The following is a 26246-nucleotide window of genomic DNA, read 5'->3' as shown; positions in this document are numbered from 1 at the left end:
GCAGGCAATCACCTACTCCGCCCCCGGGCCGGGGCTTTGTTGCGCGATGAATAAATGAACTGCGCGATGATCGCGCAACCGGATTTCAGCTGTCGGGCCGGTACGAAGAGTCGAGCGTGAGGGTGCCCACGGCACGCGACACGCAGGCGCAGATGCGAGTGGCCGCCTGCTTCTCGTGCTCGCTCAGGAACACGTCGCGATGGTCGACCTCTCCGTCGACAGCAAGCACGTCCATGGCGCACAAGCCGCACTCGCCGCGTTTGCAGTCCCACAGCGTTTCCACGCCGGCGGCGTCCAGCGCCTCAAGCAAGGTGCAATCGGCCGGCACGGTAATCGCCAGGTCGTGCCGCGGAATGCGAACCGTGAAGGCCTGCGTTGCGAGGCGCCCGCTGCTGCCGAAGGTTTCGAAGCGCAGGTCGGCCGGGGGGCGGCCCGCAGCCTGCCACGCGCGCTTGACGGCTTCGAGCATGGGCACCGGCCCGCAGCTGTAGAGCTGACCGCCCTGGGGCAAAGCAGCGATGGCCGATGCAAAGTCGATGGGCGCTGCGCCTTCATGCGCCGCAACGTGCTCGCCCAACGCCTCGCGCAACCGGTCGAGATAGGCAAACTCTCCGGCATGGCGCGCGCCATAGAGCATCTTCACGGGCACGCCGGTGCGCCGCGCATGCTCGCCCAGGCGCTCGGCCATCAGCACCAGCGGCGTGATGCCGATGCCGCCGGCCACGAGCAGGTAACCCGGTGCGCTGGTGTCGAGCAGAAAGTGGTTCTGCGGCGCGCTCACCTGCAGCCGGTCGCCCACGGCCAGGCGCCACATCGCCAGCGAGCCGCCGCGGCCGTCGTCGAGCCGCTTCACGGCAATGCGCCAGCACTGGCCGTCGCCCTCGCCCACCAGCGAGTAAGAGCGCATCTGCAACTTGCCCTGGGCCGTCATCACCTGCACTTGCAGGTGCGAACCGGGCTCGTAGGTGGCGGCAAAGCCCGGCTCCGGCCGCAGTTCGAACTCGCGCACCGTGGGCGTGACGTCGCGCAGCGCAACGACCTGCGCCTGCATCCATTGAAGATCGCTTTTCATCGGGGGAACACCAACAGCAAAAAAGGAAGAGAAAGGCCGTTCGCTCAGCCGCGCCGGCGAATCAATTGCACGCCGGGCAGTGCGCGCCGCTCGGCACCGGGCGTGCCGTGCAGCGCCTCGCGCAGGTTGCGGCGCGCAATGCGGCTGTGCTCGCGCATCAGCGCCTCGGCGCGCGAGCCCTCGCCGGCCTCGATGGCGTCGAGCACCTGCAGGTGCTGGTCTTGCGCAATGACGAGCATGTCGCGCGCGGCGGGCGAATTGGCCTGCACGACGACAAAGCCCGAAGGCGATGCGAACGGCAGGTTGATCACGCGCTCGAGCTGCTGCGCAATCACAGGGCTCGCCGCCATTTCGCAGAGCAGCGCGTGAAACTTTTCGTTGTGTGTGACGTATCGCGAAAAAGCCGCGTCGTCGAGTGCGGGTTCGCGCAGCAGTTCGTCGATGCGTGCCAGGCAGGCGCGCGCCTCGCGCAGCACCACCGGCGCTGCGCCGCGCTCGGCCGCGAGCCGCGCCACCAGGCCTTCGAGCGTGCCGCGCAGTTCGATGGCGTCGGCCACGTCGCGCTCGGAAAAAGTGCGCACCGCATAGCCGCCGTTGGGCAGCGCCTCGAGCAGGCCTTCTTGCTCCAGACGCATGAGTGCGCTGCGCACCGGCGTGCGCGAGACGCCGAGCTGCTCGGAGATGGCCACTTCGGCAATGCGCGCGCCGCCCGGCAGTTCGCCCGCCAGGATCATTTCGCGCAGGCGCAGCTGCGCCTTCACGGCCTGCGAGCTGCCGCCGTCGCCGGCTTCGATGGGCGAGACGGGAGAGACGGGAGAGACGGGAGAGTTGGCCGCAGTCTTCATGCGGCCTGCTTCTCGGCGGGGCGGATCGGAATCGCAGCGCGCGCGGGCTTTTCCTTCTCGATCATGCGATCGATCAGGCGGCGCGCCCACATCGAGCCGGCGTCGATGTTGAGGTTGTAGAACTGGTGGTCCGGACGCTCGTCCATCGCCTTCTGCTGTGCCTCGAGCACGATTTCGTCCTCGCGGAAGATGCCGGCCACGCCTTCGCGCAGCTCGTGCGTGAGCCGCTGTTCACCCAGGCAGTAGTTGCGCGCAAAGGCCCAGAAGTAGAGGCAGGTCTTGTCCGTCTCGGGCGTGATGGTGTTCAGCACGTAGCCGTTCACGCCCTTGCTGCGATCGCCGGGGTTGCCGTCCTTCGGCACCGCGCCGCTGCCTGCCTCGGCCACGCCGACATCGATGTTCACGGTGCAAGGCCCCTCGAAGCGGATGATCTGCCAGCGGTCGACCTTGCCGGTGTAGCCGCGCGCATGGCGTATCTGCCCGCCCCAGAACGGCGGCGCGTCGATGCTCTCCATCCAGCGCGTGACGGTGGCCGAGCGGTCGCCGTGCGTGGCAACGAAGGGCGCCTCGGCCACTTCGCGGTTGCCGATGGAGGAGCCGTGCACGAAGGTCTCGTGCGTCAGGTCCATCAGGTTGTCGACCACAAGGCGGTAGTCGCAGTTCACGCGAATCATCTTGCCGTCGCCGGCCCAGGCGGGGTCGTCGTTCCAGTGCATGTCGGGCACCAGCGCCGGGTCGGCCTTGGCCGGATCGCCCGGCCATATCCAGACGAAGCGGTGCTTCTCCACCACCGGAAAGCTGCGCACGCAGGCCGAGGGGTTCAGCGTTTCCTGGCTGGGCATGTGGGTGCAGCGGCCCTGGCTGTTGTAGACCAGACCGTGATAGCCGCACACCACTTCGTCGCCTTCGAGCTTGCCCAGCGACAGCGGCATCAACCGATGCCAGCAGGCATCTTCGAGTGCGGCGACCTGGCCGTCGGTGCGGCGGAACAACACGAGTTTTTCATTGCAGATGGTGCGCGGCAGCAGCGCGTGACGCACTTCGACGTCGTAGGCGGCGGCATACCAGGCGTTCAGCGGGAAAGTGGGCTTTGGCGTCTTCATGAATACTCAATGTATACAGAATTCAGAAAAATTCCACTAAAAACCGCCAAACGCAGGGTAACTACCGAGTTCGATGTATACAGACGCATAAGTTTCCAAGGCGATACGATGCTTGATTCGTTTACAGCCACGACGGAGATTTCCATGTCCCAGCACGCCGCCCTGCCCGCCCGCTATGACCACGTCGGCAGTTTTCTGCGTCCCAAATACCTGCTCGAAGCACGCGAGCAGAACGCCAAGGGCGAGATCACGCCCGAGCAACTGCGCAAGGTCGAAGACAAGGCCATCACCGAGATCGTCCGATTCCAGGAAGACATTGGCCTGAAGAGCATTACCGACGGCGAGTTCCGCCGCACGTACTTCCACATCGACTTTCTCGACCAGCTCGGCGGCGTGAAAACCGACATTCCGGTCACCATCCGCAAGCCCGACGGCACCGAGGAACTGGCTCCGCCCGCGATGCGCGTGATCGACAAGGTGCGCCACGTCAAGGACATCCAGCTGGCCGACTTCCAGTACCTGAAGAGCCAGGTGTCCGCGGGCCGCACGCCGAAGGTGACCATTCCCTCGCCGACGATGCTGCACTTCCGCGGCGGCCGCGCCGGCATCAGCAAGGACGCGTATCCAGAGCTCGACCCGGTGTTCTACGACGACGTGGCCAAGGCCTATGGCGACGAACTGCGCTCGCTGGCCGCGGCCGGCTGCACCTACGTGCAGATGGACGACACCAACCTGGCCTACCTGTGCGACGAGCACATGCGCGAAGCGGCCCGCAAGCGCGGCGACGATCCCAACGAACTGCCCCACCGCTATGCGGCCTTCATCAACAAGGTGGTGGCGCAGAAGCCGCCGGGCATGCTGCTGGCCATGCACCTGTGCCGCGGCAACTTCAAGAGCACGCACGCCGCGGCCGGCAATTACGAGCCCGTGGCCGAGGCGCTCCTGAAGGAGATGGACCTGGACGCGTACTTCATGGAGTACGACGACGCCCGCTCGGGCGACTTCAAGCCGCTGCGCTACCTGCCCAAGGGCAAGACCGTGGTGCTGGGCCTCGTGACCACCAAGTTCGGCGAGATGGAAGACAATGACGAGCTCAAGCGCCGCATCGAGGACGCCGCCAAGTACGCGCCGCTCGAGCAGCTCGCGCTGTCGCCGCAGTGCGGCTTCTCGAGCACGGTGCACGGCAACAACATTGCGGTGGAAGCGCAACGCAACAAGCTGCGCCTGGTGGTCGAGACGGCACAAGAGGTGTGGGGCTCGACCTGAAGCGCCATTTCTGGTGAAGTCGGGGGCATGACAAAGACCACCACAAAAATCTACTCAGGCCCCCTCAGCATGTTCGGCGCGAAGGTGCAGATCGCCGCGCTCGAAAAAGGCATCGACTTCGAACTGGTGATGGTGCCGTTCACCAAGGGCGATGCCTACGAGCCCAAGCACCCGGATGTGCTGCGCATCAACCCCGTCAAGCAGCAGGTGCCGGTGCTCATCGACGGCGAGGTCGAGCTGTTCGACTCGACGCAGATCTTCGAATACCTCGAAGACCGCTACCCAGGCCCTGCGCACCTCGCGCTGTGGCCCCAAGGCATTGCCGAACGGGCACGGGCGCGGCAGCTGGAGCAGAAGTCCGACGAGGTCTTCTTCCCCAACGTGATCAGGCTCTTTGGCCTGCAGCACGACATGCAGAGCGCGCCAGCCGTCGCGGCTTGCGCCGCCTGCGCGCGCTACTACGACGAGATGGAAGGCCTGCTGGCCACGCGCGATTACCTCGCCGGTCCGTATTCCTTCGCCGACATCGCCTTCTACATGGCCTGCATCTTTGCCGACCGCAAGGGTGCCCGCATGACTGAGGCCACGCCGCGGCTCCTGGCGTGGCGCAGCCGCATGGGCGAGCGGCCCGCGGTGCGAACGGTGGTAGATCCGATGATGCGCTTTCTCGCCTCCGAAGGGCGCGACGTGGCCTCGTTCCTGATGCCGCGCTGATCGCTGGCGGCCTCACCCGGTCCTCAGGCATCATTGCCGCATGCCGAACACGAGTTTCGACTGGCTGCCTTCACCGTCACAGCATTTTCTCGTCGTCACCTTCGCGCTGCTGGTCTACATACTGACCACGCGCGCGCGCCGCGAGCAGCGCGCGCCCACCACCGCCATTGCCTGGGTCATGGGGCTGGTTCTCATGCCCTACCTGATCCTGCCGGCCTACCTGCTGTTCGGCCAGCGCAAGCTGCGCCCGGCGGGCTCGCCACGGCCGCCGCGCTCGATGCCACCGGGGCACTGGGCGGCCGACCTGATCGAGAGCTTCGGCCTTGCGCCGCCCGGGCGCTGCGCGATCCGCCTGCATGCCGACGGCGAAGCCGCGCGCGAGGCGCTGTGGCAGGTGATCGACGGCGCGCGGGAGCGCATCGACGTGTGCACCTTCATCATCGGAGACGACGCGATGGGCCGCGCCGTCATCGAGCGGCTGGCGCAACGCGCGCGCGAAGGCATCAAGGTGCGCGTGCTGCTCGACGGCTTCGGCGCGCTGACCTTGCCGCGCCGCCACTTCGAAGTGCTGCGCTCGGCAGGCGGCGAGGTCGCGGTGTTCCGCCCCTTCTTCAGCCTGCGCCGCATCGGGCCGCGCAACCTGCGCAACCACCGCAAGTTCACCATTGCCGACGACGGCTGGCTGTGGTCGGGCGGCCGCAACCTGGCAGGCGAATACTTCACCGGCAGCGAGAGATACCCCCAAGCCTGGCACGATCTTTCGTTCGACCTGCGCGGCAGCGTGGCCGCGGCGGCGGCGCGGCAGTTCGACCATGACTGGAGCTCGGTACGCAGCCGCAAGGCGCGCGCCATTACGGCCGACGACGTGCAGGAGGGCCCGGGCTGCGCCATGGCGCAGTTCCTGCCGAGCGGCCCCGACCAGACCGAGGACACCGCCCACGCGCTGCTGATCGATGCCTGCTTTCGGGCCGAGCACCGCGTGCTTGCCATCACGCCCTATTTCGTGCCCGGCGACGGGCTGCGCGATGCGCTGCGGCTGGCCGCGCGGCGCGGCGTGCAGGTCACCATCGCAATGCCTGCGCAGTCGAACCACCGCCTGGCGGACTTCGTGCGCGCACGCGCCATGCGCGACCTGGCCCGCGCGGGCGTGAGCTTTCGCATGCTGCCCTTCATGGCGCATGCCAAGGCGGTGGTGGTCGACAACGAGCTGGCCATGTGCGGATCGATCAACCTCGACCTGCGCAGCCTGCTGCTCAACCACGAGGCGGCCGTTGTGTTCTACGGCCCGCATGAAATCGACTGGCTGGCCGAGTGGATCGAAACCACGGCCTCCGCCGGCGAGCCCTACCGCGCCCGGCGCCCGGGCCTCTTGCGCGACGTGGCCGAGGGGCTGCTGCTCACCGTCGCTTTCCAGCTGTAGCGGCAGCGGGCGCCGCGGCCCTGGCTTCCTTCGCAACGGCGTCGAGGCCGGCGAAGACATAACGCATCAGGTCGTCCGCCAGGCCCTCGGTGTTCTTCAGGGCCGGCAGCACTTCGTTGCGCAGGTCCTTGGGGGCCACCGTCATCACGATGCAGGGCAGCACCACGAAGAGCATGGCCCGCTGCACCGAGGGATGGTCGTCGGGCAGGCCCATGATGCCGCCGATCAGGCCGCGGATCAGCTTGGCCTTGGGCAGCACCGCCTGGCGCACCATCACCGGCAGCGCCGGTGAAGGCGACAGCGCCTCGCGCAGCACCACCCGGAATCCCCACGGCGCCTTGGGCTGGCTGCCCATCTCCATCAGATGCGTGAGAAAGGTGCGCAGCTTGAGCCGCGGGTCGGCCGGCACGCTGGCCAGGCTGACCAGCTCATCCATGCTCACTAGCTGCCGGTGCGCCTCGATGAGCACGGCCTCGTATAGGCCGTCCCTGCTGCCGAAGTGGTAATTGACGGCGGCCATGTTGGTGCCGGCGCGTGTGCAGATTTCCTTGCTGGTGCTTTCGGCGAAGCCGCGTTCCGCAAACAGCTGGCCGGCCGTCTCGAGGATGTGCAGCCGGGTGGCGTTGCCATCGGTGCGCGGGGTGCGGGCGGCTGTCTGGCGTGGAGCGGGAGAACGGGTACTGGAAGAGCGTGATGCCATGGCCCTAGGTTAATCGAAATGAAAAAGTACTTCAAATTCAAATTTAAATTTGATAACATGCGGCCACTCCAAGTCTGGAACCCGGCAGGAACCGCTCATGAACAAGAAACCTCTCATCGCCGTTGCCCTCGTGGCGCTCGCCGTCACGGCGGGTGGCTGGTGGTACCTCCATCGCTCGGCACCGCCGTCCGACACGCTCGTGCTGTACGGCAATGTCGATGTGCGCCAGGTCTCGCTGGCCTTCAACGCCAACGAGCGCGTGGCGGAACTCGCCCTGCGCGAAGGCGACCCTGTGCGCGCCGGGCAGGTGCTGGGCAAACTGGACACCCGCTCGCTGGCGCTGCGCGTGGCGCAATCGCAGGCGCGCATCGGCGTGCAGGAACAGGCGCTGCTGCGGCTGAAGACCGGCAGCCGCCCCGAAGAACTGGCACAGGCCGGCGCGCAGGTCGCCGCCGCGCAGGCCGATGCCGACCTGGCGCAGCAGCAGCTCGCGCGCCTGCAGGCCATCGGCCAGACCACGGCCGGCCGCGCCGTGAGCCAGCAAGACCTCGACAGCGCACAGGCGCGCCGCAAGGTGGCGCTTGCGCAGCTGGACAACGCGCGCAAGGCGCAGCAGCTTGCGGTGGCCGGTCCGCGCAAGGAAGACATTGCGCAGGCACAGGCGCAGCTCGAATCGGCCCGCGCCGACCTCGCGCTCATGAACCACCAGCTGGCCGAAGCCGAGCTCAAGTCTCCCATCGACGCGGTGGTGCGCGCCCGCCTGCTCGAACCCGGCGACATGGCCTCGCCGCAGCGCCCGGCCTTCACGCTGGCCATCACCGATCCCAAGTGGGTGCGGGCCTACGTGGCCGAGCCCGACCTCGGCCGCGTGCGCCCCGGCCAGCAGGCGAGCGTCACCACCGACAGCCATCCCCACCGGCCGGTTGCGGGCAAGGTGGGCTACATCTCCTCGGTGGCCGAGTTCACGCCCAAGACGGTGCAGACCGAAGAGCTGCGCAGCAGCCTTGTGTATGAAATCCGCGTGATGGTCGACGACAAGGAAGACCAGCTGCGGCTCGGCATGCCGGCCACGGTGCGGCTTCAGCTGACTTCGAACGGCAGCCCGTGATGACGAACCTCATCGCTCGTCATCGCGCATTGCTCCCTCCCCTTTCGGGGGAGGGCTGGGGTGGGGGCAAGCGGCGTGTCTATCGGACGCTCTGCCCTGCCCCCATCCCAACCTTCCCCCGGAAGGGGAAGGAGCAAGACCGCATACCCGGAGGGACGTTGAATGCTGCGCGCTGAGCCGGCCGTCAGCGGACGCTCGCTGCACAAGCGCTTCACGGTCAAGGCGTCTAAGACGGCCGTGCACGCGCTCAACGACATGTCGCTTCAAATTCCCGCCGGCACGCTCACCGCGCTGGTCGGCCCCGACGGCGCGGGCAAGACGACGCTGCTGCGGCTCATGGCCGGCCTGATGCGCGCCGACGAAGGCGAACTGCGCGTGCTGGGCATCGATGTTTCCGCCGACCCGCAATCGGTGCAGGACCGCATCAGCTACATGCCCCAGCGCTTCGGCCTGTACGAAGACCTGAGCGTGCAGGAGAACCTTGACCTCTACGCCGACCTGCACGGCGTGCCGCCGGCCAGGCGGCGCGAACGCTATGCGCGGCTGATGGAAATGACGGACCTCGGTCGCTTTACCGATCGCCCCGCGGGCAAGCTGTCAGGCGGCATGAAGCAGAAGCTCGGCCTGGCCTGCACGCTGGTGCGCTCGCCCGACCTGCTGCTGCTCGACGAGCCCACCGTGGGTGTCGATCCGCTCTCGCGGCGCGAGCTTTGGCAGATCGTTCAGCAGCTGGTGGACGAAGAGCAGCTTTCCGTCATCGTGAGCACCGCGTACCTCGACGAGGCCGAGCGCTGCAGCCATGTGTTCGTGCTGCGCGAAGGCCAGCTGATTGCAGAGGGCACGCCGGCGGAGATCCGCGACCGCGCCGAGGGCCTGTGCTTCGTCGCCACGCCGCCGCCGGGCGAGGCACCGCGCCTGATGCAGGCCCGCCTGCTCGATGCGCAGCAAGACATCGTCGATGCCGTACCGCACGGCGGCGAAGTGCGCTTCATTCGCCGGCCCGGCACCGGCGACGCCGGGCTTGCGGCGCTGCTGGCCGGCGCCCGCGCCGAGCCGGTGCCACCCCGGCTCGAAGACGGCTTCATGACGCTGCTGCGCACGCAGCAGGCCCCTGCCGCCGACATCAAGCAATCGGCGGCGGCCGGCGGCCTTGCACCGGCCGCGGGCGAGCCCGGCGAAGTGGTCATCGAAGTGAAAGATCTGGTCCGCCGCTTCGGCGACTTCGTGGCTGTGGCGAGTACCAGCTTCTCCGTGCGGCGCGGCGAAATCTTCGGCCTGCTCGGCCCCAACGGCGCGGGCAAGACCACCACCTTTCGCATGCTGTGCGGCCTGCTGCCCGCAAGCGGCGGCCAGTTGCGCGTAGCCGGTGTCGATTTGCGCCATGCGCGCGCACAGGCCCGGCAGCGCATCGGCTACGTGTCGCAGAAATTCGCGCTCTACGGCAATCTTTCGGTGCGCGAGAACCTCTCGTTCTTTGGCGGCGCCTACGGCCTGCGCGGGCAGAAGCTGCAGGCGCGCATGGACACGGTGCTGCACCAGTTCGACCTCCAGAGCGAACTCGACGCGCCCAGCGGGCAGCTGCCGGGCGGCTACAAGCAGCGCCTTGCCATGGCAACGGGCCTGCTGCACGAGCCCGAGATTCTCTTTCTCGACGAGCCCACGAGCGGCGCCGACCCCCTCGCGCGCCGCGAGTTCTGGCGCCGCATTACCGCGCTGGCCGAAGGCGGCACCACCGTCGTCATCACGACCCATTTCATGGAAGAGGCGGAGTACTGCGACCGCATCGTGATCCAGGACGCAGGCAAGCTGCTCGCCATCGGCACTCCGCTGGAGGTGCGGGCGCAGGCGCTCGACGGCGAGCAGGGCGACCGGCGCATCGACATGGAACAGGCGTTCATCGGCATCGTCGAGAAGGCCCGGCGGGCAGAGCGCCAGAAGAAAAGCCAGAAGCAAAGCGAGAAGGTGGCGGCATGAGTGGCTTCTGGACCCGGCTGGTCTCGCTCACGCGCAAGGAGTTTCGCCAGCTGCTGCGCGACCGCAGCAACCTGGCCATCGGCATCCTGCTGCCGATGGTGCTGATCCTGATCTTCGGGTACGGCATGTCGCTCGACGTGAAGAACGCACCGGTGGGCGTGGTGCTCGAAGACGCTTCGCCCACGGCGCATGAAACCATTGCAGGCCTTCAGCTTTCGCCCACCATCGCACCCGTGCTTCTCGGCTCCATGCACGACGCCGAGGCGCTCATGCGCGACCGCAAGATCGACGGCATCGTGCGCGTGCCAGCCGACTTTTCGCGCTCGCAGGCCGCGGGCAACGCGCGCGTGCAGCTCATCGTGCATGGCGCGGACGCGGGCCGCGCGACCATCATCCTGGCCTACGTAAGCGGCGCCCTGGGCCAATCGGCCGTGCGCCAGGCCGACCGCGGCGGCGGCACCGCCGGCGCAGCAACAGCCTCCGCGGGCCGAGTGACCGTGGAGCAGCGCATGTGGTTCAACACCGCGAACACCAGCACCTGGTACCTGGTGCCCGGCCTCATCGTGCTCATCATGACGCTGGTCGGCGCATTTCTTACCGCGCTGGTCATGGCCCGCGAATGGGAGCGCGGCACGCTCGAGGCGCTGTTCGTCACGCCGGTGCGGCCGGTGGAAATACTGGTGGCAAAAATCATTCCGTACTTTGCGGTCGGCATGCTGGGGTTGGTGCTGTGCCTGCTGGCTGCGCGCTTCCTGTTCGCGGTGCCCATGGTCGGCTCGCTGTTCGCGGTGGTGCTCAGTTCGATGCTCTACCTGATCGTGGCGGTGAGCCTGGGCCTCGTGATCTCGTCCGTCACGCGCAACCAGTTTCTTGCGAGCCAGATCGCGCTGATCGCGACTTTCATGCCTTCGATGATGCTGTCGGGCTTTTTGTTCGACCTGCGCAATGTGCCCGCCGTGGTGCGCGCCATCGGCCATGTGCTGCCGGCCACCTACTTCATGGACCTGATCAAGACGCTGTTCCTGGCGGGCGATGTCTGGCCGCTGATCTGGCGCAACTGCGCAATCCTTGCCGCCTATGCGGTCGGGCTGCTGTTGCTTGCCCGCGCCGTCACGCGCAAGAGCCTCGACTGAAGGACGGACCGTTCCATGACCGATTTTCTGCTGCGCATTGCCAACCTCTGCCGCAAGGAGCTGCTCGCCATCCTCAAGGACCCGGCAAGCCGCGTGATCCTGTTCGTTCCGGCCATCATGCAAAGCCTCATCTTCGGGTACGGCGCCACGTACGACCTTTCGAACCTGCCCTATGCGCTGCTCGACCAGAGCCGCACGGGCGCGTCGACGGAGCTGGTTGCGCACCTGGACAGCACCGGCGTCTTTCATCGCGTGGCCACGCTGCGCACGCAGGCCGATATCCGCGAGGTGATCGACACCGAGAAGGCGCTGATGGTGATCCAGATCGCACCCGACTTCCAGCAGCGCCTGAGCGCCGGCCAGCCCGCGGCCATCCAGCTGATCCTGGATGCGCGCAACTCGAACACCGCGGGCTCGGCGGCCGGCTACGTGGGATCGGTGGTCGAGCGCTACAACGCGCAGCTGCGCACGCGCGCCGGCGCACAAGGGGCCCCGCTCACCATCGAATCGCGCGCATGGTTCAACCCGAACCTCGAGACGCGGTGGAACCTGCTGCCCGGCCTGATCGCCGCGCTCAGCATGCTGCAGACGCTGCTGCTCACCGCACTCTCAGTGGCACGCGAGCGCGAGCAAGGCACCTTCGACCAGTTGCTGGTCACGCCGATGTCGCCGCTCGAAATCATGATCGGCAAGGCGCTGCCGCCAGTGCTGGTGGGTCTTGCGCAGTCCACACTCATTCTTCTGGTGGCGCTCTTCTGGTTCGGCGTTCCAATGGCGGGCTCGCTGGCCACGCTCTACACCGGGCTGATCTTCTTCACCGTGGCGAGCGTGGGCATCGGCCTGTCGATCTCGGCGGTGTCGGCCAACATGCAGCAGGCCATGCTCTACACCTTCGTGCTGCTGATGCCGATGATGCTGCTGTCGGGCCTGACCACGCCGGTGCGCAACATGCCGCAGGTGCTGCAGGTGATCACCATGGCCAACCCGCTGCGCTTTGCAATCGACCTGGTGCAGCGCGTGTACCTGGAGGGCGTGGGCCTGGCCACGGTGTGGCACAACCTGATTCCGCTTTCGATCATCGCCCTTGTCACGCTGCCGCTGGCAGCCTGGCTGTTTCGCCATCGCCTGGCCTGAACCCGGGAGCCTTGCATGTCCGCATCACGAACCTTCCTCTTCTCCTTCTCCTTCTCCTGTTCCGCGCTCGCGCTTCTCCTTGCGGGGTGTGCCATGGGGCCCGACCACCGGCCCGCACAGGTGCAGGCGCCGGCCGATTGGTCCGCATGGCACGGCGGCTCGCCAGGGCTCCTGGGAGCCGAGCGGACTGCGGTGCCTTCGGCCGTAGCGTCCGGCGACTGGAAAGCCTTCAACGATTCGCTGCTCGAACGCCTGCAGGCGCTTGCGCTCGCGGCCAACCACGACCTGCAGACCGCCGCCTTGCGCTTTGCGCAGAGCCGCGTCCAGCGCACAGCGACGGCCGCGCAGCAGGGCCCGCAACTCAATGCCAGCGGCGGCGTCAGCCGCCAGCGGCAAAGCGAAACCGGCGCCGCCACGCGGATGATCGACGCACTCGGTTCGTCGGTGTCCAACCGCGACCAGTTGATCCGCACGCTGAGCGAGCCCTACAACCTGTACCAGGCTGGCTTCGACGCATCGTGGGAAATCGACCTGTGGGGCCGCGTGCGGCGCAGCATCGAAGCCGCCGATGCGGACACGGGCGCATCGGCGGCGCTGCTGCGCCAGGTGCAGCTCAGCGTGCAGGCCGAGGTGGCGCGCAACTACTTCGAACTGCGCGGTGCGCAGCGCGAATTGCGCCTGGCACGCGCCGACATTGCAGCCGCGGCCGAATCGCTCGAACTGGTTCAGGCGCGCGCCAACGGCGGGCTGGTCACCGACCTGGACCCGACGCGGCAGCGCACGCAGCTGGCCGAACTGAAGGCGCGCATTCCGGCGCTGCTGCAGCAGGAGGCACAGGCCTTGAACCAGATCACGCTGCTGACCGGCGCCATGCCCGGCAGGCTGAACGCCGAACTCGCCGCGCCGGAGGCAGGCCGCGCAAGCGACACACCCGAGGCGCTGCAGGCGCCGCCATTGCCCGAACTGGCCCTCGGCCTGCCCTCCGACCTGGCACGCCGCCGGCCCGACATTGCCGCGGCGGAGGCGCAGCTGCATGCCGCCACCGCGCGCATCGGCGTGGCCGTGGCCGACCTCTATCCGCGCGTGACGCTGGGGGCCGGCTTCGGCTTCGAATCGGTGGGCAGCGAACGTTTTGGCGAATGGGGCAGCCGGCAGTGGCATGTCGGCCCTTCCATCAGCCTGCCCATCTTCGACAACGGCCGGCGCCGGAGCACGGTAACCCTGCGTGAATTGCAGCAGCAGGAAGCCGCCGTGGCCTTTCAGCAGACCGTGCTCAAGGCATGGCACGAGATCGATTCCGCGCTGAGCGCCTATGCCGCCGAACGCCTGCGCCATGCCGAGCTGGCCGAGCGCGAACGCCACAGCCGCGACGCGCTCACACTGGCGCATGCACGCTATGCCAACGGGCTCACGGATTTCGGTGTCGAGCTCGACGCCCGCCGCACGCTGCTGCAGGCACGGCGCGACCAGGCGCAAAGTACGAGCCGGCTGGCCGTGGGGCTGGTGGCCGTCTACAAGGCGCTCGGCGGCAAGGTTCCGCCGGCTCCGGGCGCATCCGGCGCACCGGGCTAGAAGGTATTGGTAAAGCTCGCGTTGCCGAGGCCGGTGCCGATGGTCAGCACGCCCCAATGGGAAACGTCGCGCATGAACGGCAATTCGCTCAGCCCCTGCACCACCGCATCGTTGTGCATCAGGATGAGCGTCGGGCCGGAGCCGATCATCGGCATGCGCCGCCACAGCGCGCTCGGCAGGTGAAACGCGCGGCTCTGCCAGTCGCCCGGCAGGTTCTGCGTTCCGCGCTCGATCGAGCCGTCCTTGCGGATCAGGCCCGGGCACGCAATGCCGATGAAGGGCGCGAGGCGGATGTCCTTGCGCTCGCAATAGCGAACCATGTCCTCGAGCATGAGCGCGATGCGCTCGACCATGTCGGTGCGGTTCGGGCCGTCGTCCGCATGGCGCCATTTCTCCCTGCGCACCACCTTGGCCTGCGACAGGTCCGAGGCCTTGCTGCGGCGCGTCTTCACGATGCCGCAGCGCACGTTGGTGCCGCCGATGTCCACGGCCAGGATGGCGTCGTGCTTCTTCAGCATGGCGTGCGGGGTCAGGTGCACCCAGCCGATCAGGCCGCCGTCGTCCACATCGTGCGACAGCCGGCCGAGCTGAACGTGCACGCCCATGTCCTCGAGAATGGCTGCCGTCTGCAGAATGGCGCGCTCGCCCACGTCGCTTTCGATGAAGCCGCCGCCCACCACGATGCGCTCCACCTTTTTCCATGAAGGCTGCCGCGTGAAGCGCTGGATCACGAAGGCCAGTTCCTCGGCAAATTCCTCGATGGCGCCGTGCATCAGGTCGCCGGCGGCCGAGGTCTTTTGCAGCACGCGGTCGAGCTGCTTCTTGCTGAGGTCTCGCGAGTGCTCCTTGCCCAGCGGGTCGGTGCCGGTCTTGCGGCGGCGCTTGCGCCAGCGCTCGAGCAGCTCCCGGAACGCGGTCTGGCTGGCCTGGTCGCCTACAAAGCCGTCTTTGTCGCGCAGCTGCAGGCTGTAGCCCTCCACCCGCAGCCCCGGGAGTTCGCGCAGGCCGTGAAGGTCAGGGCCGGGCAGGAGATGGGTTTTCTTGTTCATGGCAATCACTATGGATGAGTCCGCTTCTACAAAGCATCGGTAGCCCGCACCAAGGTTTGTAGGAGATTGGCGGGTGCACCCTGGCCGCCTTCGATCTCTATACACTGGCCCCCGATGCACCTGCCCCACCGCATCCTGCGCACCGCCTGCCTGTTGTTCACCCTGGCCTGGCTCGGCGCCACCGCATCGGCGCAGCCGGCCGACGGCACGCTGCGCGTCGGCTCCAAGCGCTTCACGGAGTCGTACATCCTGGCCGAACTGCTGGCGCAGACGGCGGCGCCCCACACCGCATCGCCGCCCGTGGTGCGCCAGGGCCTTGGCAACACCGCCATCGTCTATGAAGCGCTGCGTTCGGGCGCCATCGACGTGTATGCCGAATACACCGGCACCATTGCGCTCGAAATCCTGAAGGGCTCGCCGGCCGACACGCGCGAAGCCATGAATGCCGCGCTGGCGCCGCTGGGCCTGGGCGTGGCGGTTCCGCTGGGCTTCAACGACGGCTATGCGCTGGCGGTGCGCGCAGCCGATGCCGAACGGTTGGGCCTGCGCACGCTGAGCGACCTGGCGCGCCACCCCGAACTCAAGCTCGGCCTGTCGAACGAGTTCATCGGCCGCGCCGACGGCTGGAAGGGCCTTGCCGCGCGCTACGGCTTCACTCAGACACCGACCGGCCTCGACCACGGCCTGGCTTATGAAGCCGTGGCCGCGAAGCAGATCGATGCGATCGACATCTACACCACCGATGCCAAGATCGACCACCTGGGCCTGCGCGTGCTCGAAGACGACAGGAAATACTTTCCGCGCTACGACGCCGTGCTGCTGTACCGGCTCGACCTGCCCACGCGGCTGCCCAAGGCCTGGGCCGCGCTGCAAGCGCTCGAAGGCCGCATCGACGAACGCGCGATGATTGCGATGAACGCGCGCGCCGAGCTGCAGAGCGTGCCCTTCGATGCGATTGCGCGCGACTTCCTGGCCGGTACTGGCACCAGCGGCAAGGCCCAGCCAAGGGAAACCAAGCGCGGTTTCACCGCCAAGCTGTTCGGGCCCGACCTCTGGCAGCTCACGCGGCAGCACCTGGTGCTGGTGGCGGTGTCTGTGGGCGTGGCGATCCTGATCGGCGTGCCGCTCGCGATCCTGGTGTTTTCACATGTGCGGCTGCGCGCGGCGGTGCTGGGTATTGCGAGCATTTTGCAGACCGTGCCGTCGCTGGCACTGCTTGCGGTGCTCATCTCGCTGCTCGGCGCCATCGGTGCGTTGCCGGCGTTGATTGCGCTCACGCTCTATTCGCTGCTGCCGATCATGCGCAACACGGTAACCGGCCTTGCCGAAGTGCCGAACGGCCTGCGCCTGGCGGGCACCGCCCTTGGCATGACACCGCCGCAGAGCCTGCGGCTGGTGCTGCTGCCGCTTGCATTGCCCACGCTGCTGGCGGGCATTCGAACGGCCACGGCCATTGCCATTGGCACGGCCACCATTGCAGCATTCATCGGCGCGGGCGGCTTCGGCGAGCGCATCGTGACCGGGCTGGCGCTCAACGACCGCGAGCTGCTCTTGGCCGGGGCGTTGCCGGCCGCGGCGCTGGCGCTGCTGAGCGAGGGGATCTTCGAACTCGTGGAAATGCTGATGCGGCGCCGCCGCCGGGCGCCGCCGCTTTCGCTTCCGCCATGAGGCACTCGCGCAGCAGCGCGGCGCCTGCGCCCGGTGTCTTGTCGGCACGGTGGCAAAAGTGGCACTGCTGGCTGCTCGCGCCTTCCGGGCCGATGCGGCTCACCGGCAATTGAACCAGCGTTCCGGCGGCCAGGTCATCCGCTACGAGCCAGGAGGGCATCTTTCCCCACCCGAGGCCGGCGCGCAGCAGCGCGAGCTTGGCGTACATGTCGGTCACGCGCCAGGTCGAGGGCGAGAGCACGTCGATGTCGTAGCCTTGGCTGAGCGCGCTCGGGTCTTCCACCACGATCTGCACGTGCTCCGCCGCCGCGGTATCCAGGCCTTTGGCGCCGCGTTGCCGCGCATGGATGGCCAGCGCGTGGGAAGGCGCCGCCACCGCCAGCGTATGCAGCACCATCAGGAATTCGCGGCTGATCTTTTCGTCGGCATGGCCGAAGGCCGCGATGGCCAGATCGCATCGGCCCGAGCTCAATGCATCGATGGTGCCGCCCATCGAGCTGTATTCCACGCGAATGGCAATGCTCGGGTAGACCGCATGCATGCCGCGCAGCGCGCTGGCCAGGAGATCGGACGGAAAGAGCGTGTCGACCGCAATCGCCAGCCCGAGCTCAATGCCTTGCTCGAGCCCCTGCGCACGCGAGCGCAGCGCCTCGACCTTCGACAGGATGACCCTCACGTCGCCAAGCAGCGCCTTGCCCGTGGGCGTGAGCACGGGCTTGTGGCCCGAGCGGTCGAAGAGCCGCACCTGGAGCTGCTCTTCGAGGTTGGCAATGGCATGGCTCACGGCCGACTGCACGCGGTGCAGCCGCGCGGCGCCGGCGCGAAAACTCCCCGCGTCCGCCACGGCGACGAACATCTGCATCTGGCTGAGCGTGAGGATGTCCAGCATGATCTTTTCAATCGATTGACTTGGCCGATATTATTCGCTTTCATTGATCATGCATTCGCCGCAAAGTGGCGGCATGCAGAAGCAATTCGAAATGGCCGGCGCACCGCTCGCCGCCCTCCCCCTCTCGTCGGGTTCAACACACTGGCGCGGCGTGGCGCTGGTGGTGGCCGCCGGTGTGGCGGCCTCTCTTCAGGTCGGCAAAGTCGCCATTGCAGTGCCGCAGTTGCGCGCCGATTTCGGGCTCGACCTCTCGATGGTCGGCTGGCTGATGGCGATGTTTTCGCTGCTGGGCGTGGCCGGCGCCGTGCCGGTCGGCGCATGGGTCGCGCGCGCCGGCGACCGGCGCCTGGTGCTTGCCGGGCTGCTGGCCATTGCCGCCGGCAGCACGGCGGGCGCGTTGGCAAACAGCGTGGCAGTGCTGCTGGCCGGCCGCATCGTCGAGGGCCTGGGTTTTGTGCTGATCACCATTGCCGGCCCGTCGGTGCTGCAACGCATGGTCTCGCCCGGCGGCAAGGACCTGGCCTTTGCCATCTGGAGCTGCTTCATGCCGACCGGCATTGCAATTGCGCTGTTCAGCGGTTCGCTGCTCGATGGCTGGCGTGGCTTCTGGCTGGGCAATGCCGCTCTGGCGGCTTTGCTCGCGGTGTTGCTGCTGTTTGGCATTCCGCGTGGCGCCGCCAGTGCAGCGCCGGTGTCATGGCACAGCATGGCGCGCGATGCAGCCGCCACCGCCAAGGCCGGCGCACCGGCGCTGATCGCGGCCTCGTTCGTGGTCTACAGCCTGCAGTTTTTCGCGCTCTTCAGCTTTCTGCCGGTGCTGCTGATCGAACGCATGGGCGTGGGCATGGCGGCCGCCGGATCGCTGAGCGCGGTGGCCTGCTGCGTCAATGTGGTGGGCAATCTTGCAGCCGGCGTGCTGCTGAAACGCGGCGTGGCCCGCTGGCTGCTGGCAGCGGTGGCCAGTGCATTGATGGGGCTCTCGGCCATTGGCATCTTCCTGCCGGTGATCGGCGCGTTGCCGGCGTTCTTGCTGTGCCTGGCTTTTTCGGGCGCGGGGGGCCTGCTTCCCGCAACGCTGATCGGCACCTCTCCCATCGTGGCACCGAGCGCGCGGCTGGTACCCATGTCGATGGGCCTGCTCATGCTGGGCAGCAATCTCGGCCAGATGATCGGCCCCGTGATCGTGGGCGGTGCGGTGGATTCGATGGGCTGGCCGGCGGCGGCCATCATCGTCGCACTGGCAGGCGCGATGGGTGTGCTGCTTGCACTGGGCCTGCGGCGCTCGATGGCGCGCAGCGGCCACCCGCTTTGAAGGCGGGTGGCCGGGGGAACATCAAGCCAGCGTGTAGGCCGTCTTCACCGTGGTGAAGAACTCCTGCGCGTACTTGCCCTGCTCGCGCGGGCCGTAGCTCGAACCCTTGCGGCCGCCGAACGGCACGTGGTAGTCGACTCCCGCCGTCGGCAGGTTCACCATCACCATGCCGGCCTGGCTGTGGCGCTTGAAGTGCGTGGCGTACTTGAGGCTCGTGGTCGCAATGCCCGCAGAGAGGCCAAACTCCGTGTCGTTGGCCGTGGCCAGCGCTTCTTCGTAGTTCTTCACGCGGATCACGCTCGCCACCGGGCCGAAGATTTCTTCCTTGTTGATGCGCATGGCGGCAGCCGTTTCGCTGAACAGCGTGGGCGACATGTAGTAGCCATCGGTCTCCAGCTTGAGCAGTTCGCCGCCGGCGGCCAGCGTGGCGCCTTCGCCCTTGCCGATGGCCACGTATTCCATGTCCTGGTCGAGCTGCGACTTGGACGAGACGGGGCCGATGTCGGTGCCCTGCGCCAGCGCATCGCCCACCTTGATCTTGGCCATGCGGGCCTTCATCGCTTCGATGAACTTGGGGTAGATGCCTTCGGTGACGATCAGGCGGCTGGAAGCCGTGCAACGCTGGCCGGTGGAGTAGAAAGCGCTTTGCACGCTCAGTTCCACGGCCTGGGTCAGGTCGGCGTCGTCCAGGATGACCTGCGGGTTCTTGCCGCCCATCTCCAGCTGCACCTTCTTCTGGTTGGTAACGCACTGGATGCCGATGTTGCGGCCCACGCCCACCGAGCCGGTGAAGCTGATGGCATGGATGCCGGGGTGGTTGACCAGCGCGTTGCCGATGACGCTGCCGCGGCCCATCACCAGGTTGAATACGCCCGCGGGAATGCCCGAGCGGTGGATGATTTCGGACAGGGCCCAGGCGCTGCCGGGCACCAGGTCGGCGGGCTTCAACACCACGCAGTTGCCGAAGGCAAGCGCCGGAGCGATCTTCCAGGCCGGAATGGCAATGGGAAAGTTCCAGGGCGTGATAAGGCCGACGACGCCCACGGGCTCGCGCGTGATTTCCACGCCGATGTTGGGGCGCACCGAGGGCAGCACCTCGCCCGACAGGCGCAAGCATTCGCCGGCGAAGAACTTGAAGATCTGGCCGGCGCGGGTGGCTTCGCCGATGCCTTCGGCCTTGGTCTTGCCTTCTTCACGGGCGAGCAGCGTGCCGAGTTCTTCCTTGCGCGCGAGGATTTCGGTGCCGATCTTGTCCAGAGCGTCGGAGCGTGCCTGCACGCTGCCGGTGGCCCAGGCGGGGAAGGCGGCGGTGGCCGCGGCCACGGCGGCTTCCACGTGCGAGGCATCGCCCTGGGTGTACTGGCCCAGCACGTCGGCCAGGTTGCTGGGGTTCACGTTGGGGCTGTAGCTGCTGCCCGCGCGCCATTCGCCGCCGATCAGGTTGTCGAAGTTTTGCATGTGTTTTCCTTGCTGCTCGATGAAAAGAAAGAAGCCGGGCACTGGGTGTCCGGCTGCGAAAATGGAAACGGGAGACTAAACCTTCAGCGGACCAGACATGGTTTTTTATTGTCGAAAGTCCACCCGGGGATCAGGTATTGCATGGCCTGAGCATCGTTGCGCGCACCCAGTCCGTGCTTCAGGTAGAGCTGGTGAGCCTTCTCGACTTCGTCCATATCGAGCTCGATGCCCAGCCCGCCGCGGGTCGGCACCTTCACGAAACCGCCCTCGATCTGGAGCGGCGCCTTGGTCAGGTGCTGGCCGTCCTGCCAGATCCAGTGCGTGTCGATGGCGGTGACCTTGCCCGGCGCCGCCGCCGCCACGTGCGTGAACATGGCGAGCGACACATCGAAGTGGTTGTTCGAATGCGAGCCCCAGGTCAGGCCCCAGGCCTGGCACAGCTGGGCCACGCGCACGGAGCCCTGAAGGGTCCAGAAATGCGGGTCGGCCAAGGGGATGTCCACCGATTGCAGCGAGAGGCTGTGCACCATTTCGCGCCAGTCGGTGGCCACCATGTTGGTGGCGGTGGGCAGGCCCGTGGCACGGCGGAACTCGGCCATGACTTCTCGGCCGGAGAACACGCCTTCGGCACCGCACGGGTCTTCGGCATAGGCCATGACGCCGTGCAAGTCGCGGCAGAGGCGAATGGCATCTTGCAGCAGCCAGCCGCCATTGGGGTCGAGCGTGACGCGCGCTTGCGGAAAGCGCTCGTGCAGCGCACGAATGGCCGCCACCTCTTCTTCGCCGCGCAGCACGCCGCCCTTGAGCTTGAAGTCGGTAAAGCCGTAGCGCGCATGCGTGGCTTCGGCCAGGCGCACGATGGCTTCGGGCGTCATTGCTTCTTCGTGACGCAGGCGGAACCAGTCGTTGCCGGCGCCGGGGTCGCTCTCGTACGGCAGGTCGGTCTTCTTGCGGTCGCCCACGTAGAACAGGTAGCCGAGCATCTGCACCGCGTCGCGCTGCTGGCCTTCGCCGAGCAGTGCGGCCACCGGCACTTCGAGATGCTGGCCCAGCAGGTCGAGCAGCGCCGCTTCGACGGCGGTCACCGCATGAATGGTCACGCGCAGATCGAAGGTCTGCTGCCCGCGGCCCGCGCTGTCGCGGTTGGCGAAGGCGCTGCGCATGCTGTTGAGCACGGCGTTGTACTTGCCGATGGGCTGGCCCACGATGAGGCCGCGCGCATCTTCGAGCGTCTGGCGGATCTTCTCGCCGCCGGGCACTTCGCCGACGCCGGTGTTGCCGGCGCTGTCGGTCAGGATCAACAGGTTGCGCGTAAAGAACGGGCCGTGCGCACCGCTCAGGTTCATCAGCATGCTGTCGTGGCCCGCGACGGGCACCACGCGCATGCCGGTGACCACAGGCGCGCCGGAGACGGAAGAGATGGAAGCTGGATTTGTCATTTGCGCGAAACCTGATGGATGGCGGATGCTAGATGCGCACGGCTTGCCGGGCCAGCAACTTCCAGTCGTTACCCTGCTTCTTCCAGATGCCGAGGATCTTCAGCGCCACCTTGCCGGGCTTGCCCGAATCCAGTGTATCGGCCGCAAGCGTGTGGCGCACGATGGCGGTGTCGCCGCCCACCACCTTGATGGTCTGATCGGTGATGGTGATGCTGACGAAGTCCGACTTGCCGGCGACCAGGTCGCCGATGAAGCTGTCCTTGGTGTCGACCCTGCCGCCCGAATGGCCGTAGCTCAGGTCGTCGGCCACCAGCGCGCCAAGGGCGGCCGGGGTCGGGTCGATCATTGCCACCCGCAGCCGCTCGGCGGCCGCGGCCACCGCCGGCTCCGTCGATGCGCCGCCGCCCGCGGGCATCATCGCGCAGCCCGTGAACAGCATCGCCGATGCGGCGACCAGAAAAAGCTTCTTGATGAACATGTGTCGTTGTCTCCGTTGTTGTCGTTGATTGATTCGGCTGTTCGTTCTGCTTACTGCGGGCCGAGAGCGTCGATGAGCGCCTTGAGCTGCTCCATCTCGGCCGGCTTCAGGTCGGTGAGCGGTGCACGCACCGGGCCTGCGTCGTGGCCGACGATCTTGGCGCCGGCTTTGACGATGCTCACCGCGTAGCCCGGCGTGCGGTTGCGCAGCTCGAGATAGGGCATGAAGAAGTTCTTCAGCAGGCGATGCTGGGTGGCCATGTCGTCGTCGCGCACGGCTTCGTAGAACTGCACCGCGGTCTTCGGAATGAAGTTGAAGACAGCCGACGAATACACCGGCGTGCCCATGGCCTTGTAGGCCGCTGCATACACCTCTGCCGTGGGCAGGCCGCCCAGGTAGGCAAAGCGGTCGCCCATCTTCTGGTAGATGGCAACCATGGCTTCGATGTCGCCAATGCCGTCCTTGAAGCCGACGAGGTTCGGGTTGCGTTCGGCAAGGCCGGCCAGCGTGTCGGGCTTGAGGCGGCTGGTGGCGCGGTTGTAGACGATCACGCCGAACTTCACGCTCTTGCACACGGCTTCGACGTGCGCGGCCAGGCCTTCCTGGCCGGCTTCGGTCAAGTAGTGCGGCAGCAGCAAGATGCCATGGGCGCCGGCCCTCTCGGCCTCTTGCGCGCACTGGATGGCAAAGCGGGTCGGGCCGCCGGCACCCGCGATGATCGGCACCACGCCGCGGCAGGTATCGACCGCGGTCTTGATGATGCCGGGGTACTCGTCGCCCGTCAGCGAGAAGAACTCACCCGTGCCGCCGGCCGCGAACAGCGCGCTTGCGCCGTAGGGAGCAAGCCACTCGAGGCGCTTCTCGTAGCTGCTCTTGTTGAAGTCCCCGTTCGCGTCGAAGTCGGTCAACGGAAACGAGAGCAGGCCGGAGCCCATGATGGTTTTGAGTTCTTGAGGATTCATCGAGACACCAATGAGAGTGAGTTAAAAAATGGATCGGGAGGGCCGGTCAGTCCAGCTTGATGCCGGCGTCGGCGACCACCTTGGCCCAGCGCGCGCGCTCCTTGCCGAAGAACTGCTCTTCTTCGGCCGGCGCCATGGTCACGACCTCTGCGCCCTGCCCTGCAAGGCGCGAGCGGATGTCGGCCGCGCGGATGACGGTGATCAGCTCTTTGTTGAGACGCTGCACGATGGCGTCCGGCGTGCCCTTGGCAACCCGCACGCCTTGCCATGTGCCGGACTCGAAGCCGGACACGCCCTGCTCCGCAATCGTCGGCACTTCGCCGATGAGCGGCATGCGCGTCGACTTGGAAACGCCGAGCACCTTGAGCTTGCCGCTCTGCACGTGCGGCAGGGTGGCGAGCATGCCGTTCATGAGGATCTGCGTCTGGCCTGCGACGGTGTCTTGCACCGCCTGCACGCCGCCCTTGTAGGGCACATATTGCCAGCGCGCGCCGCTGGCACGCTCGAGCGCCACGCCGGCAAGGTGAGGCGCGCTGCCCGTGGCGGTCACGGCAAAATTGATGTCCGACTTCTTCGACAGCGCAATCAGCTCCTTCAGGCTGTTGGCCTGCACCGACGGGTGCACCACGAGCAAGTGCGGCGAGTAAGCCAGCATGGTCACGCCGCGCAGGTCCTTCGAAGGATCGAACGGCAGCTTGGTATAGACAGAGGGGCTGATGGCCAGCGCACCCACGTCGCACAGCAGCAGCGTGTAGCCATCGGGCTTGGACTTGGAAACGTAGTCGGCGCCGAGGTTGCCGTTGGCACCCGGCTTGTTCTCCACGATGACCGGCTGGCCGAGTGCTTCCGACAGCGGCTGGCTGATGGAGCGGGCAATGATGTCGGACGAACCGCCCGGCGGGTAAGGCACCACAATACGCACCGGCTTCGATGGCCAGGTGTCGGCTGCATGCGCGCCGCCGCTGGCTGCAAGTACACCGCCGCCGAGGGCGCCGAGCATCAGATCGCGTCTTTTCAAACTCATTCAAGTCTCCAGCTGGTTTGTGTTGTCAGTCATCGTACAACTACAAACAACGATTGTCCAGCGTATTGCTGGAAATTTCGTTCAGGAAGCCGCGGGCGGTGTGGTGGCGGCCGTCTGCTGTGCCGCTTCCTGCGCCACGCGCAGCCGCTCTCGGCTGTTGGTCAGGTGGATGCGCATGGCCGCGCGGGCCGACTCGGGATCGCGCCGTGCGATGGCTGCGTAGATCTCTTCGTGCTCGCGGTTCACGCGGCTCAGGTATTCGCCGCGCCGGTCATAGTTGCGAATGGCGGTGATGCGCGTGCGCGGAATGATCGTGGTGCCAAGGTGGCTCATGATGTCCGCGAAATACGGATTGCCGGTGGCTTGGGCGATCTGCAGGTGAAAGCGGAAGTCCGGCGCCACCGTGTCCCCCGCCACCGCCACGTTGCGCTCGAAATCGTCGAGCGCCTGGCGCATGGCGAGCAGGTGCTCCTCCGTACGGCGCGAGGCGGCTAGCCCTGCGGATTCGGTCTCGAGGCTGATGCGAAGCTCGAGCACCGCCAGCACGTCGACCGAGTTGGCAATGTCGGTCGAATCGAGCCGGAACATGCCCGCCGCGCGCGGCTGCAGCACGAAGGTGCCGACGCCATGGTGCGTTTCCACCAGACCGGCGGCCTGCAGCTTCGACAGCGCTTCGCGCACCACGGTGCGGCTCACGCCGAACGACTTCATGATGGCCGATTCGGTGGGCAGCTTGTCGCCCGGGCGCAGCGACTGATTACGGATTTTTTCGCCCAGGTCTTCGACCAGCCCATGGGCCAGGCCGCGCGGGCGAGCGCGCCCCACGAAGGAGCCGCCGCCGGCGACTTCCGCCGCCGTATCCGAAATTGAGGGATTACCCGTAGCCGTTTGGACCATGGTCAAGATAATAATCCCCTATTAGTTGTACGACAACAGATAACTTATCACTCCAACCCTTCGCAAGTGCCGCTCTATCCATCGGCCGGTTATTTGGACTGACTCGATATCCGGATGAAGTTTGCCGCCACCGAGGCCGCCTGGATTCACGGCCGACAGGAACCCACCCATTTCACGCGCCAATAAACATGTCGACGTCCCCACAAGTTTCAAATAACAAGCTCCACCGGATTCTGCTCACCGGCGCGGCCGGCGGCCTGGGAAAAGTATTGCGCGAACGCCTGCGCCCCTATGCCGAGATCCTGCGCCTCTCCGACATCGCCGCTGTCGCGCCTCCCGAGGGCGCGCATGAAGAAGTGGTGCCTTGCGACCTTTCCGACAAAGCCGCGGTGCATGCGCTGGTCGAAGGATGCGACGCCATCGTGCACCTTGGCGGGGTGTCGGTCGAGCGTCCGTTCGAAGAGATTCTCGAGGCCAACATCAAGGGCGTGTTCCACATCTACGAAGCCGCCCGCCGCCATGGCGTGAAGCGCGTGGTGTTCGCGAGCTCCAACCATGTGATCGGCTTCTACAAGCAAAGCGAGCACCTCGACGCCAACGTTGCCCGCCGGCCCGACGGCTACTACGGCCTTTCCAAATCGTTCGGCGAAGACGTGGCCCAGTTCTATTTCGACCGCTACGGCATCGAGACCGTGAGCATCCGCATCGGCTCGTCTTTCCCCGAGCCGCTCAACCGCCGGATGATGAGCACCTGGCTCAGCTACCGCGACCTCACCACGCTGATCGAAAAATCGCTCTTCACTCCGGAAGTCAAGCACACCGTCGTCTACGGCATGTCGGCCAACCGCGACGTGTGGTGGGACAACAGCGCAGCGGCGCACCTGGGTTTCGTGCCGCAGGACACCTCCGAAGTGTTCCGCGACAAGGTCGAGGCCCAGCCTCCCGTGGCGCCGACCGACCCGAACGCCATCTACCAAGGCGGCGCTTTCACGGCACAAGGCCCGTTCGGCGACATCCAATGACGGCCGG

Annotated in this window: 22 protein-coding genes and 1 pseudogene; 11 read left to right on the top strand and 12 right to left on the bottom strand. The window is 66.8% G+C overall.

What is annotated here, in order from left to right:
• Positions 1 to 85: 85 nt before the first annotated feature.
• Genes GOQ09_RS08855 through GOQ09_RS08845 form a run of 3 tightly spaced genes read right to left on the bottom strand, consistent with a single transcriptional unit; the run spans position 86 to position 3020 of the window.
• Positions 86 to 1072, bottom strand: coding sequence for a PDR/VanB family oxidoreductase (locus tag GOQ09_RS08855; RefSeq protein WP_157613098.1), 987 nt, complete (start codon positions 1070 to 1072; stop codon positions 86 to 88).
• 44 nt (positions 1073 to 1116) lie between these two features.
• On the bottom strand, positions 1117 to 1917 hold the full coding sequence (locus tag GOQ09_RS08850) for a GntR family transcriptional regulator (protein WP_157613097.1): 801 nt from the start codon (positions 1915 to 1917) through the stop codon (positions 1117 to 1119).
• Positions 1914 to 3020 carry an aromatic ring-hydroxylating dioxygenase subunit alpha gene (locus tag GOQ09_RS08845; RefSeq protein WP_157613096.1) on the bottom strand — a complete coding sequence of 369 codons (1107 nt, stop codon included), beginning with the start codon at positions 3018 to 3020 and terminating at the stop codon, positions 1914 to 1916. Before GOQ09_RS08845 ends, GOQ09_RS08850 begins: the two co-directional genes overlap by 4 nt.
• Before the next feature lie 144 nt (positions 3021 to 3164).
• On the opposite strand from GOQ09_RS08845, the gene GOQ09_RS08840 reads away from it, so the two are divergent.
• Genes GOQ09_RS08840 through GOQ09_RS08830 form a run of 3 tightly spaced genes read left to right on the top strand, consistent with a single transcriptional unit; the run spans position 3165 to position 6420 of the window.
• Positions 3165 to 4286 (top strand): 5-methyltetrahydropteroyltriglutamate--homocysteine S-methyltransferase, encoded by a 1122-nt coding sequence (locus GOQ09_RS08840; RefSeq protein WP_157613095.1) that lies wholly within the window; start codon positions 3165 to 3167, stop codon positions 4284 to 4286.
• A gap of 27 nt (positions 4287 to 4313) precedes the next feature.
• The gene (locus tag GOQ09_RS08835) at positions 4314 to 5000 is read left to right on the top strand and encodes a glutathione S-transferase family protein (RefSeq protein WP_157613094.1); all 687 of its coding nucleotides are present in this window, start codon (positions 4314 to 4316) and stop codon (positions 4998 to 5000) included.
• Between the two features lie 40 nt (positions 5001 to 5040).
• Positions 5041 to 6420, top strand: coding sequence for a phospholipase D-like domain-containing protein (locus GOQ09_RS08830; RefSeq protein WP_157613093.1), 1380 nt, complete (start codon positions 5041 to 5043; stop codon positions 6418 to 6420).
• Here the strand turns inward: GOQ09_RS08830 and GOQ09_RS08825 are convergent.
• Positions 6398 to 7120 carry a TetR/AcrR family transcriptional regulator gene (locus tag GOQ09_RS08825; RefSeq protein ID WP_157613092.1) on the bottom strand — a complete coding sequence of 241 codons (723 nt, stop codon included), beginning with the start codon at positions 7118 to 7120 and terminating at the stop codon, positions 6398 to 6400. The genes GOQ09_RS08830 and GOQ09_RS08825 overlap by 23 nt on opposite strands.
• 97 nt (positions 7121 to 7217) lie before the next feature.
• Here GOQ09_RS08825 and GOQ09_RS08820 point away from each other — a divergent pair, with 97 nt between their 5' ends.
• From GOQ09_RS08820 to GOQ09_RS08800, 5 genes are all read left to right on the top strand, one after another.
• Positions 7218 to 8228, top strand: a complete 1011-nt coding sequence (locus tag GOQ09_RS08820; RefSeq protein WP_157613091.1) for an HlyD family efflux transporter periplasmic adaptor subunit — start codon at positions 7218 to 7220, stop codon at positions 8226 to 8228.
• Positions 8229 to 8390: 162 nt separating this feature from the next.
• Complete coding sequence (locus GOQ09_RS08815) at positions 8391 to 10202, top strand: ATP-binding cassette domain-containing protein (RefSeq protein ID WP_157613090.1); 1812 nt, start codon at positions 8391 to 8393, stop codon at positions 10200 to 10202.
• Complete coding sequence (locus GOQ09_RS08810; protein ID WP_157613089.1) at positions 10199 to 11335, top strand: ABC transporter permease; 1137 nt, start codon at positions 10199 to 10201, stop codon at positions 11333 to 11335. Before GOQ09_RS08815 ends, GOQ09_RS08810 begins: the two co-directional genes overlap by 4 nt.
• Before the next feature lie 15 nt (positions 11336 to 11350).
• Positions 11351 to 12469, top strand: coding sequence for an ABC transporter permease (locus GOQ09_RS08805; RefSeq protein WP_157613088.1), 1119 nt, complete (start codon positions 11351 to 11353; stop codon positions 12467 to 12469).
• Positions 12470 to 12484: 15 nt separating this feature from the next.
• Positions 12485 to 14041, top strand: a complete 1557-nt coding sequence (locus tag GOQ09_RS08800) for an efflux transporter outer membrane subunit (protein WP_157613087.1) — start codon at positions 12485 to 12487, stop codon at positions 14039 to 14041.
• Here the strand turns inward: GOQ09_RS08800 and GOQ09_RS08795 are convergent.
• Positions 14038 to 15090: an ROK family protein gene (locus GOQ09_RS08795; protein WP_157613086.1), complete on the bottom strand. Its 1053-nt coding sequence runs from the start codon at positions 15088 to 15090 to the stop codon at positions 14038 to 14040. The two genes, GOQ09_RS08800 and GOQ09_RS08795, sit on opposite strands and share 4 nt — an antisense overlap.
• Positions 15091 to 15204: 114 nt before the next feature.
• Here GOQ09_RS08795 and GOQ09_RS08790 point away from each other — a divergent pair, with 114 nt between their 5' ends.
• Entirely contained in the window at positions 15205 to 16758 is a 1554-nt protein-coding gene (locus GOQ09_RS08790; RefSeq protein WP_207309939.1) for a glycine betaine ABC transporter substrate-binding protein, read from the top strand.
• Between the two features lie 49 nt (positions 16759 to 16807).
• Here GOQ09_RS08790 and GOQ09_RS08785 read toward each other — a convergent pair.
• A pseudogene (locus GOQ09_RS08785) lies at positions 16808 to 17614 on the bottom strand (LysR family transcriptional regulator); the annotation flags it as partial.
• Positions 17615 to 17720: 106 nt separating this feature from the next.
• On the opposite strand from GOQ09_RS08785, the gene GOQ09_RS08780 reads away from it, so the two are divergent.
• Positions 17721 to 18959, top strand: coding sequence for an MFS transporter (locus GOQ09_RS08780; protein ID WP_157613085.1), 1239 nt, complete (start codon positions 17721 to 17723; stop codon positions 18957 to 18959).
• Between the two features lie 21 nt (positions 18960 to 18980).
• Here GOQ09_RS08780 and GOQ09_RS08775 read toward each other — a convergent pair whose 3' ends face one another.
• The 6 genes from GOQ09_RS08775 to GOQ09_RS08750 all read right to left on the bottom strand — a co-directional run bounded on the left by GOQ09_RS08775 (position 18981) and on the right by GOQ09_RS08750 (position 25217).
• A complete protein-coding gene (locus GOQ09_RS08775; RefSeq protein ID WP_157613084.1) occupies positions 18981 to 20417 on the bottom strand; it encodes an aldehyde dehydrogenase family protein in 1437 nt (478 codons plus the stop codon).
• Positions 20418 to 20500: 83 nt separating this feature from the next.
• The gene (gene gudD, locus GOQ09_RS08770; protein WP_157613083.1) at positions 20501 to 21856 is read right to left on the bottom strand and encodes a glucarate dehydratase; all 1356 of its coding nucleotides are present in this window, start codon (positions 21854 to 21856) and stop codon (positions 20501 to 20503) included.
• 28 nt (positions 21857 to 21884) lie between these two features.
• Entirely contained in the window at positions 21885 to 22334 is a 450-nt protein-coding gene (locus GOQ09_RS08765; RefSeq protein WP_157613082.1) for a nuclear transport factor 2 family protein, read from the bottom strand.
• 50 nt (positions 22335 to 22384) lie between these two features.
• Entirely contained in the window at positions 22385 to 23296 is a 912-nt protein-coding gene (gene kdgD / locus GOQ09_RS08760) for a 5-dehydro-4-deoxyglucarate dehydratase (RefSeq protein WP_157613081.1), read from the bottom strand.
• Between the two features lie 46 nt (positions 23297 to 23342).
• Complete coding sequence (locus GOQ09_RS08755; RefSeq protein WP_157613080.1) at positions 23343 to 24320, bottom strand: Bug family tripartite tricarboxylate transporter substrate binding protein; 978 nt, start codon at positions 24318 to 24320, stop codon at positions 23343 to 23345.
• 81 nt (positions 24321 to 24401) lie between these two features.
• A complete protein-coding gene (locus GOQ09_RS08750; RefSeq protein ID WP_157616631.1) occupies positions 24402 to 25217 on the bottom strand; it encodes a FadR/GntR family transcriptional regulator in 816 nt (271 codons plus the stop codon).
• Positions 25218 to 25405: 188 nt separating this feature from the next.
• Between GOQ09_RS08750 and GOQ09_RS08745 the strand changes: the two genes are divergently transcribed.
• The gene (locus GOQ09_RS08745; protein WP_157613079.1) at positions 25406 to 26239 is read left to right on the top strand and encodes an NAD-dependent epimerase/dehydratase family protein; all 834 of its coding nucleotides are present in this window, start codon (positions 25406 to 25408) and stop codon (positions 26237 to 26239) included.
• Positions 26240 to 26246 lie beyond the last annotated feature (7 nt).

It is taken from the genome of Variovorax paradoxus, from assembly GCF_009755665.1.
Classification (GTDB): domain Bacteria; phylum Pseudomonadota; class Gammaproteobacteria; order Burkholderiales; family Burkholderiaceae_C; genus Variovorax; species Variovorax paradoxus_G.
This window is presented reverse-complemented; position numbering and strand designations above follow the sequence as displayed.

What these genes read in the sequence shown, in the direction of transcription:
- GOQ09_RS08855 (WP_157613098.1), bottom strand. Translation starts at nt 1,072, where the DNA reads ATGAAAAGCGATCTTCAATGGATGCAGGCGCAGGTCGTTGCGCTGCGC.
- GOQ09_RS08850 (WP_157613097.1), bottom strand. Translation starts at nt 1,917, where the DNA reads ATGAAGACTGCGGCCAACTCTCCCGTCTCTCCCGTCTCTCCCGTCTCG.
- GOQ09_RS08845 (WP_157613096.1), bottom strand. Translation starts at nt 3,020, where the DNA reads ATGAAGACGCCAAAGCCCACTTTCCCGCTGAACGCCTGGTATGCCGCC.
- GOQ09_RS08840 (WP_157613095.1), top strand. Translation starts at nt 3,165, where the DNA reads ATGTCCCAGCACGCCGCCCTGCCCGCCCGCTATGACCACGTCGGCAGT.
- GOQ09_RS08835 (WP_157613094.1), top strand. Translation starts at nt 4,314, where the DNA reads ATGACAAAGACCACCACAAAAATCTACTCAGGCCCCCTCAGCATGTTC.
- GOQ09_RS08830 (WP_157613093.1), top strand. Translation starts at nt 5,041, where the DNA reads ATGCCGAACACGAGTTTCGACTGGCTGCCTTCACCGTCACAGCATTTT.
- GOQ09_RS08825 (WP_157613092.1), bottom strand. Translation starts at nt 7,120, where the DNA reads ATGGCATCACGCTCTTCCAGTACCCGTTCTCCCGCTCCACGCCAGACA.
- GOQ09_RS08820 (WP_157613091.1), top strand. Translation starts at nt 7,218, where the DNA reads ATGAACAAGAAACCTCTCATCGCCGTTGCCCTCGTGGCGCTCGCCGTC.
- GOQ09_RS08815 (WP_157613090.1), top strand. Translation starts at nt 8,391, where the DNA reads ATGCTGCGCGCTGAGCCGGCCGTCAGCGGACGCTCGCTGCACAAGCGC.
- GOQ09_RS08810 (WP_157613089.1), top strand. Translation starts at nt 10,199, where the DNA reads ATGAGTGGCTTCTGGACCCGGCTGGTCTCGCTCACGCGCAAGGAGTTT.
- GOQ09_RS08805 (WP_157613088.1), top strand. Translation starts at nt 11,351, where the DNA reads ATGACCGATTTTCTGCTGCGCATTGCCAACCTCTGCCGCAAGGAGCTG.
- GOQ09_RS08800 (WP_157613087.1), top strand. Translation starts at nt 12,485, where the DNA reads ATGTCCGCATCACGAACCTTCCTCTTCTCCTTCTCCTTCTCCTGTTCC.
- GOQ09_RS08795 (WP_157613086.1), bottom strand. Translation starts at nt 15,090, where the DNA reads ATGAACAAGAAAACCCATCTCCTGCCCGGCCCTGACCTTCACGGCCTG.
- GOQ09_RS08790 (WP_207309939.1), top strand. Translation starts at nt 15,205, where the DNA reads ATGCACCTGCCCCACCGCATCCTGCGCACCGCCTGCCTGTTGTTCACC.
- GOQ09_RS08780 (WP_157613085.1), top strand. Translation starts at nt 17,721, where the DNA reads ATGCAGAAGCAATTCGAAATGGCCGGCGCACCGCTCGCCGCCCTCCCC.
- GOQ09_RS08775 (WP_157613084.1), bottom strand. Translation starts at nt 20,417, where the DNA reads ATGCAAAACTTCGACAACCTGATCGGCGGCGAATGGCGCGCGGGCAGC.
- gudD (WP_157613083.1), bottom strand. Translation starts at nt 21,856, where the DNA reads ATGACAAATCCAGCTTCCATCTCTTCCGTCTCCGGCGCGCCTGTGGTC.
- GOQ09_RS08765 (WP_157613082.1), bottom strand. Translation starts at nt 22,334, where the DNA reads ATGTTCATCAAGAAGCTTTTTCTGGTCGCCGCATCGGCGATGCTGTTC.
- kdgD (WP_157613081.1), bottom strand. Translation starts at nt 23,296, where the DNA reads ATGAATCCTCAAGAACTCAAAACCATCATGGGCTCCGGCCTGCTCTCG.
- GOQ09_RS08755 (WP_157613080.1), bottom strand. Translation starts at nt 24,320, where the DNA reads ATGAGTTTGAAAAGACGCGATCTGATGCTCGGCGCCCTCGGCGGCGGT.
- GOQ09_RS08750 (WP_157616631.1), bottom strand. Translation starts at nt 25,217, where the DNA reads ATGGTCCAAACGGCTACGGGTAATCCCTCAATTTCGGATACGGCGGCG.
- GOQ09_RS08745 (WP_157613079.1), top strand. Translation starts at nt 25,406, where the DNA reads ATGTCGACGTCCCCACAAGTTTCAAATAACAAGCTCCACCGGATTCTG.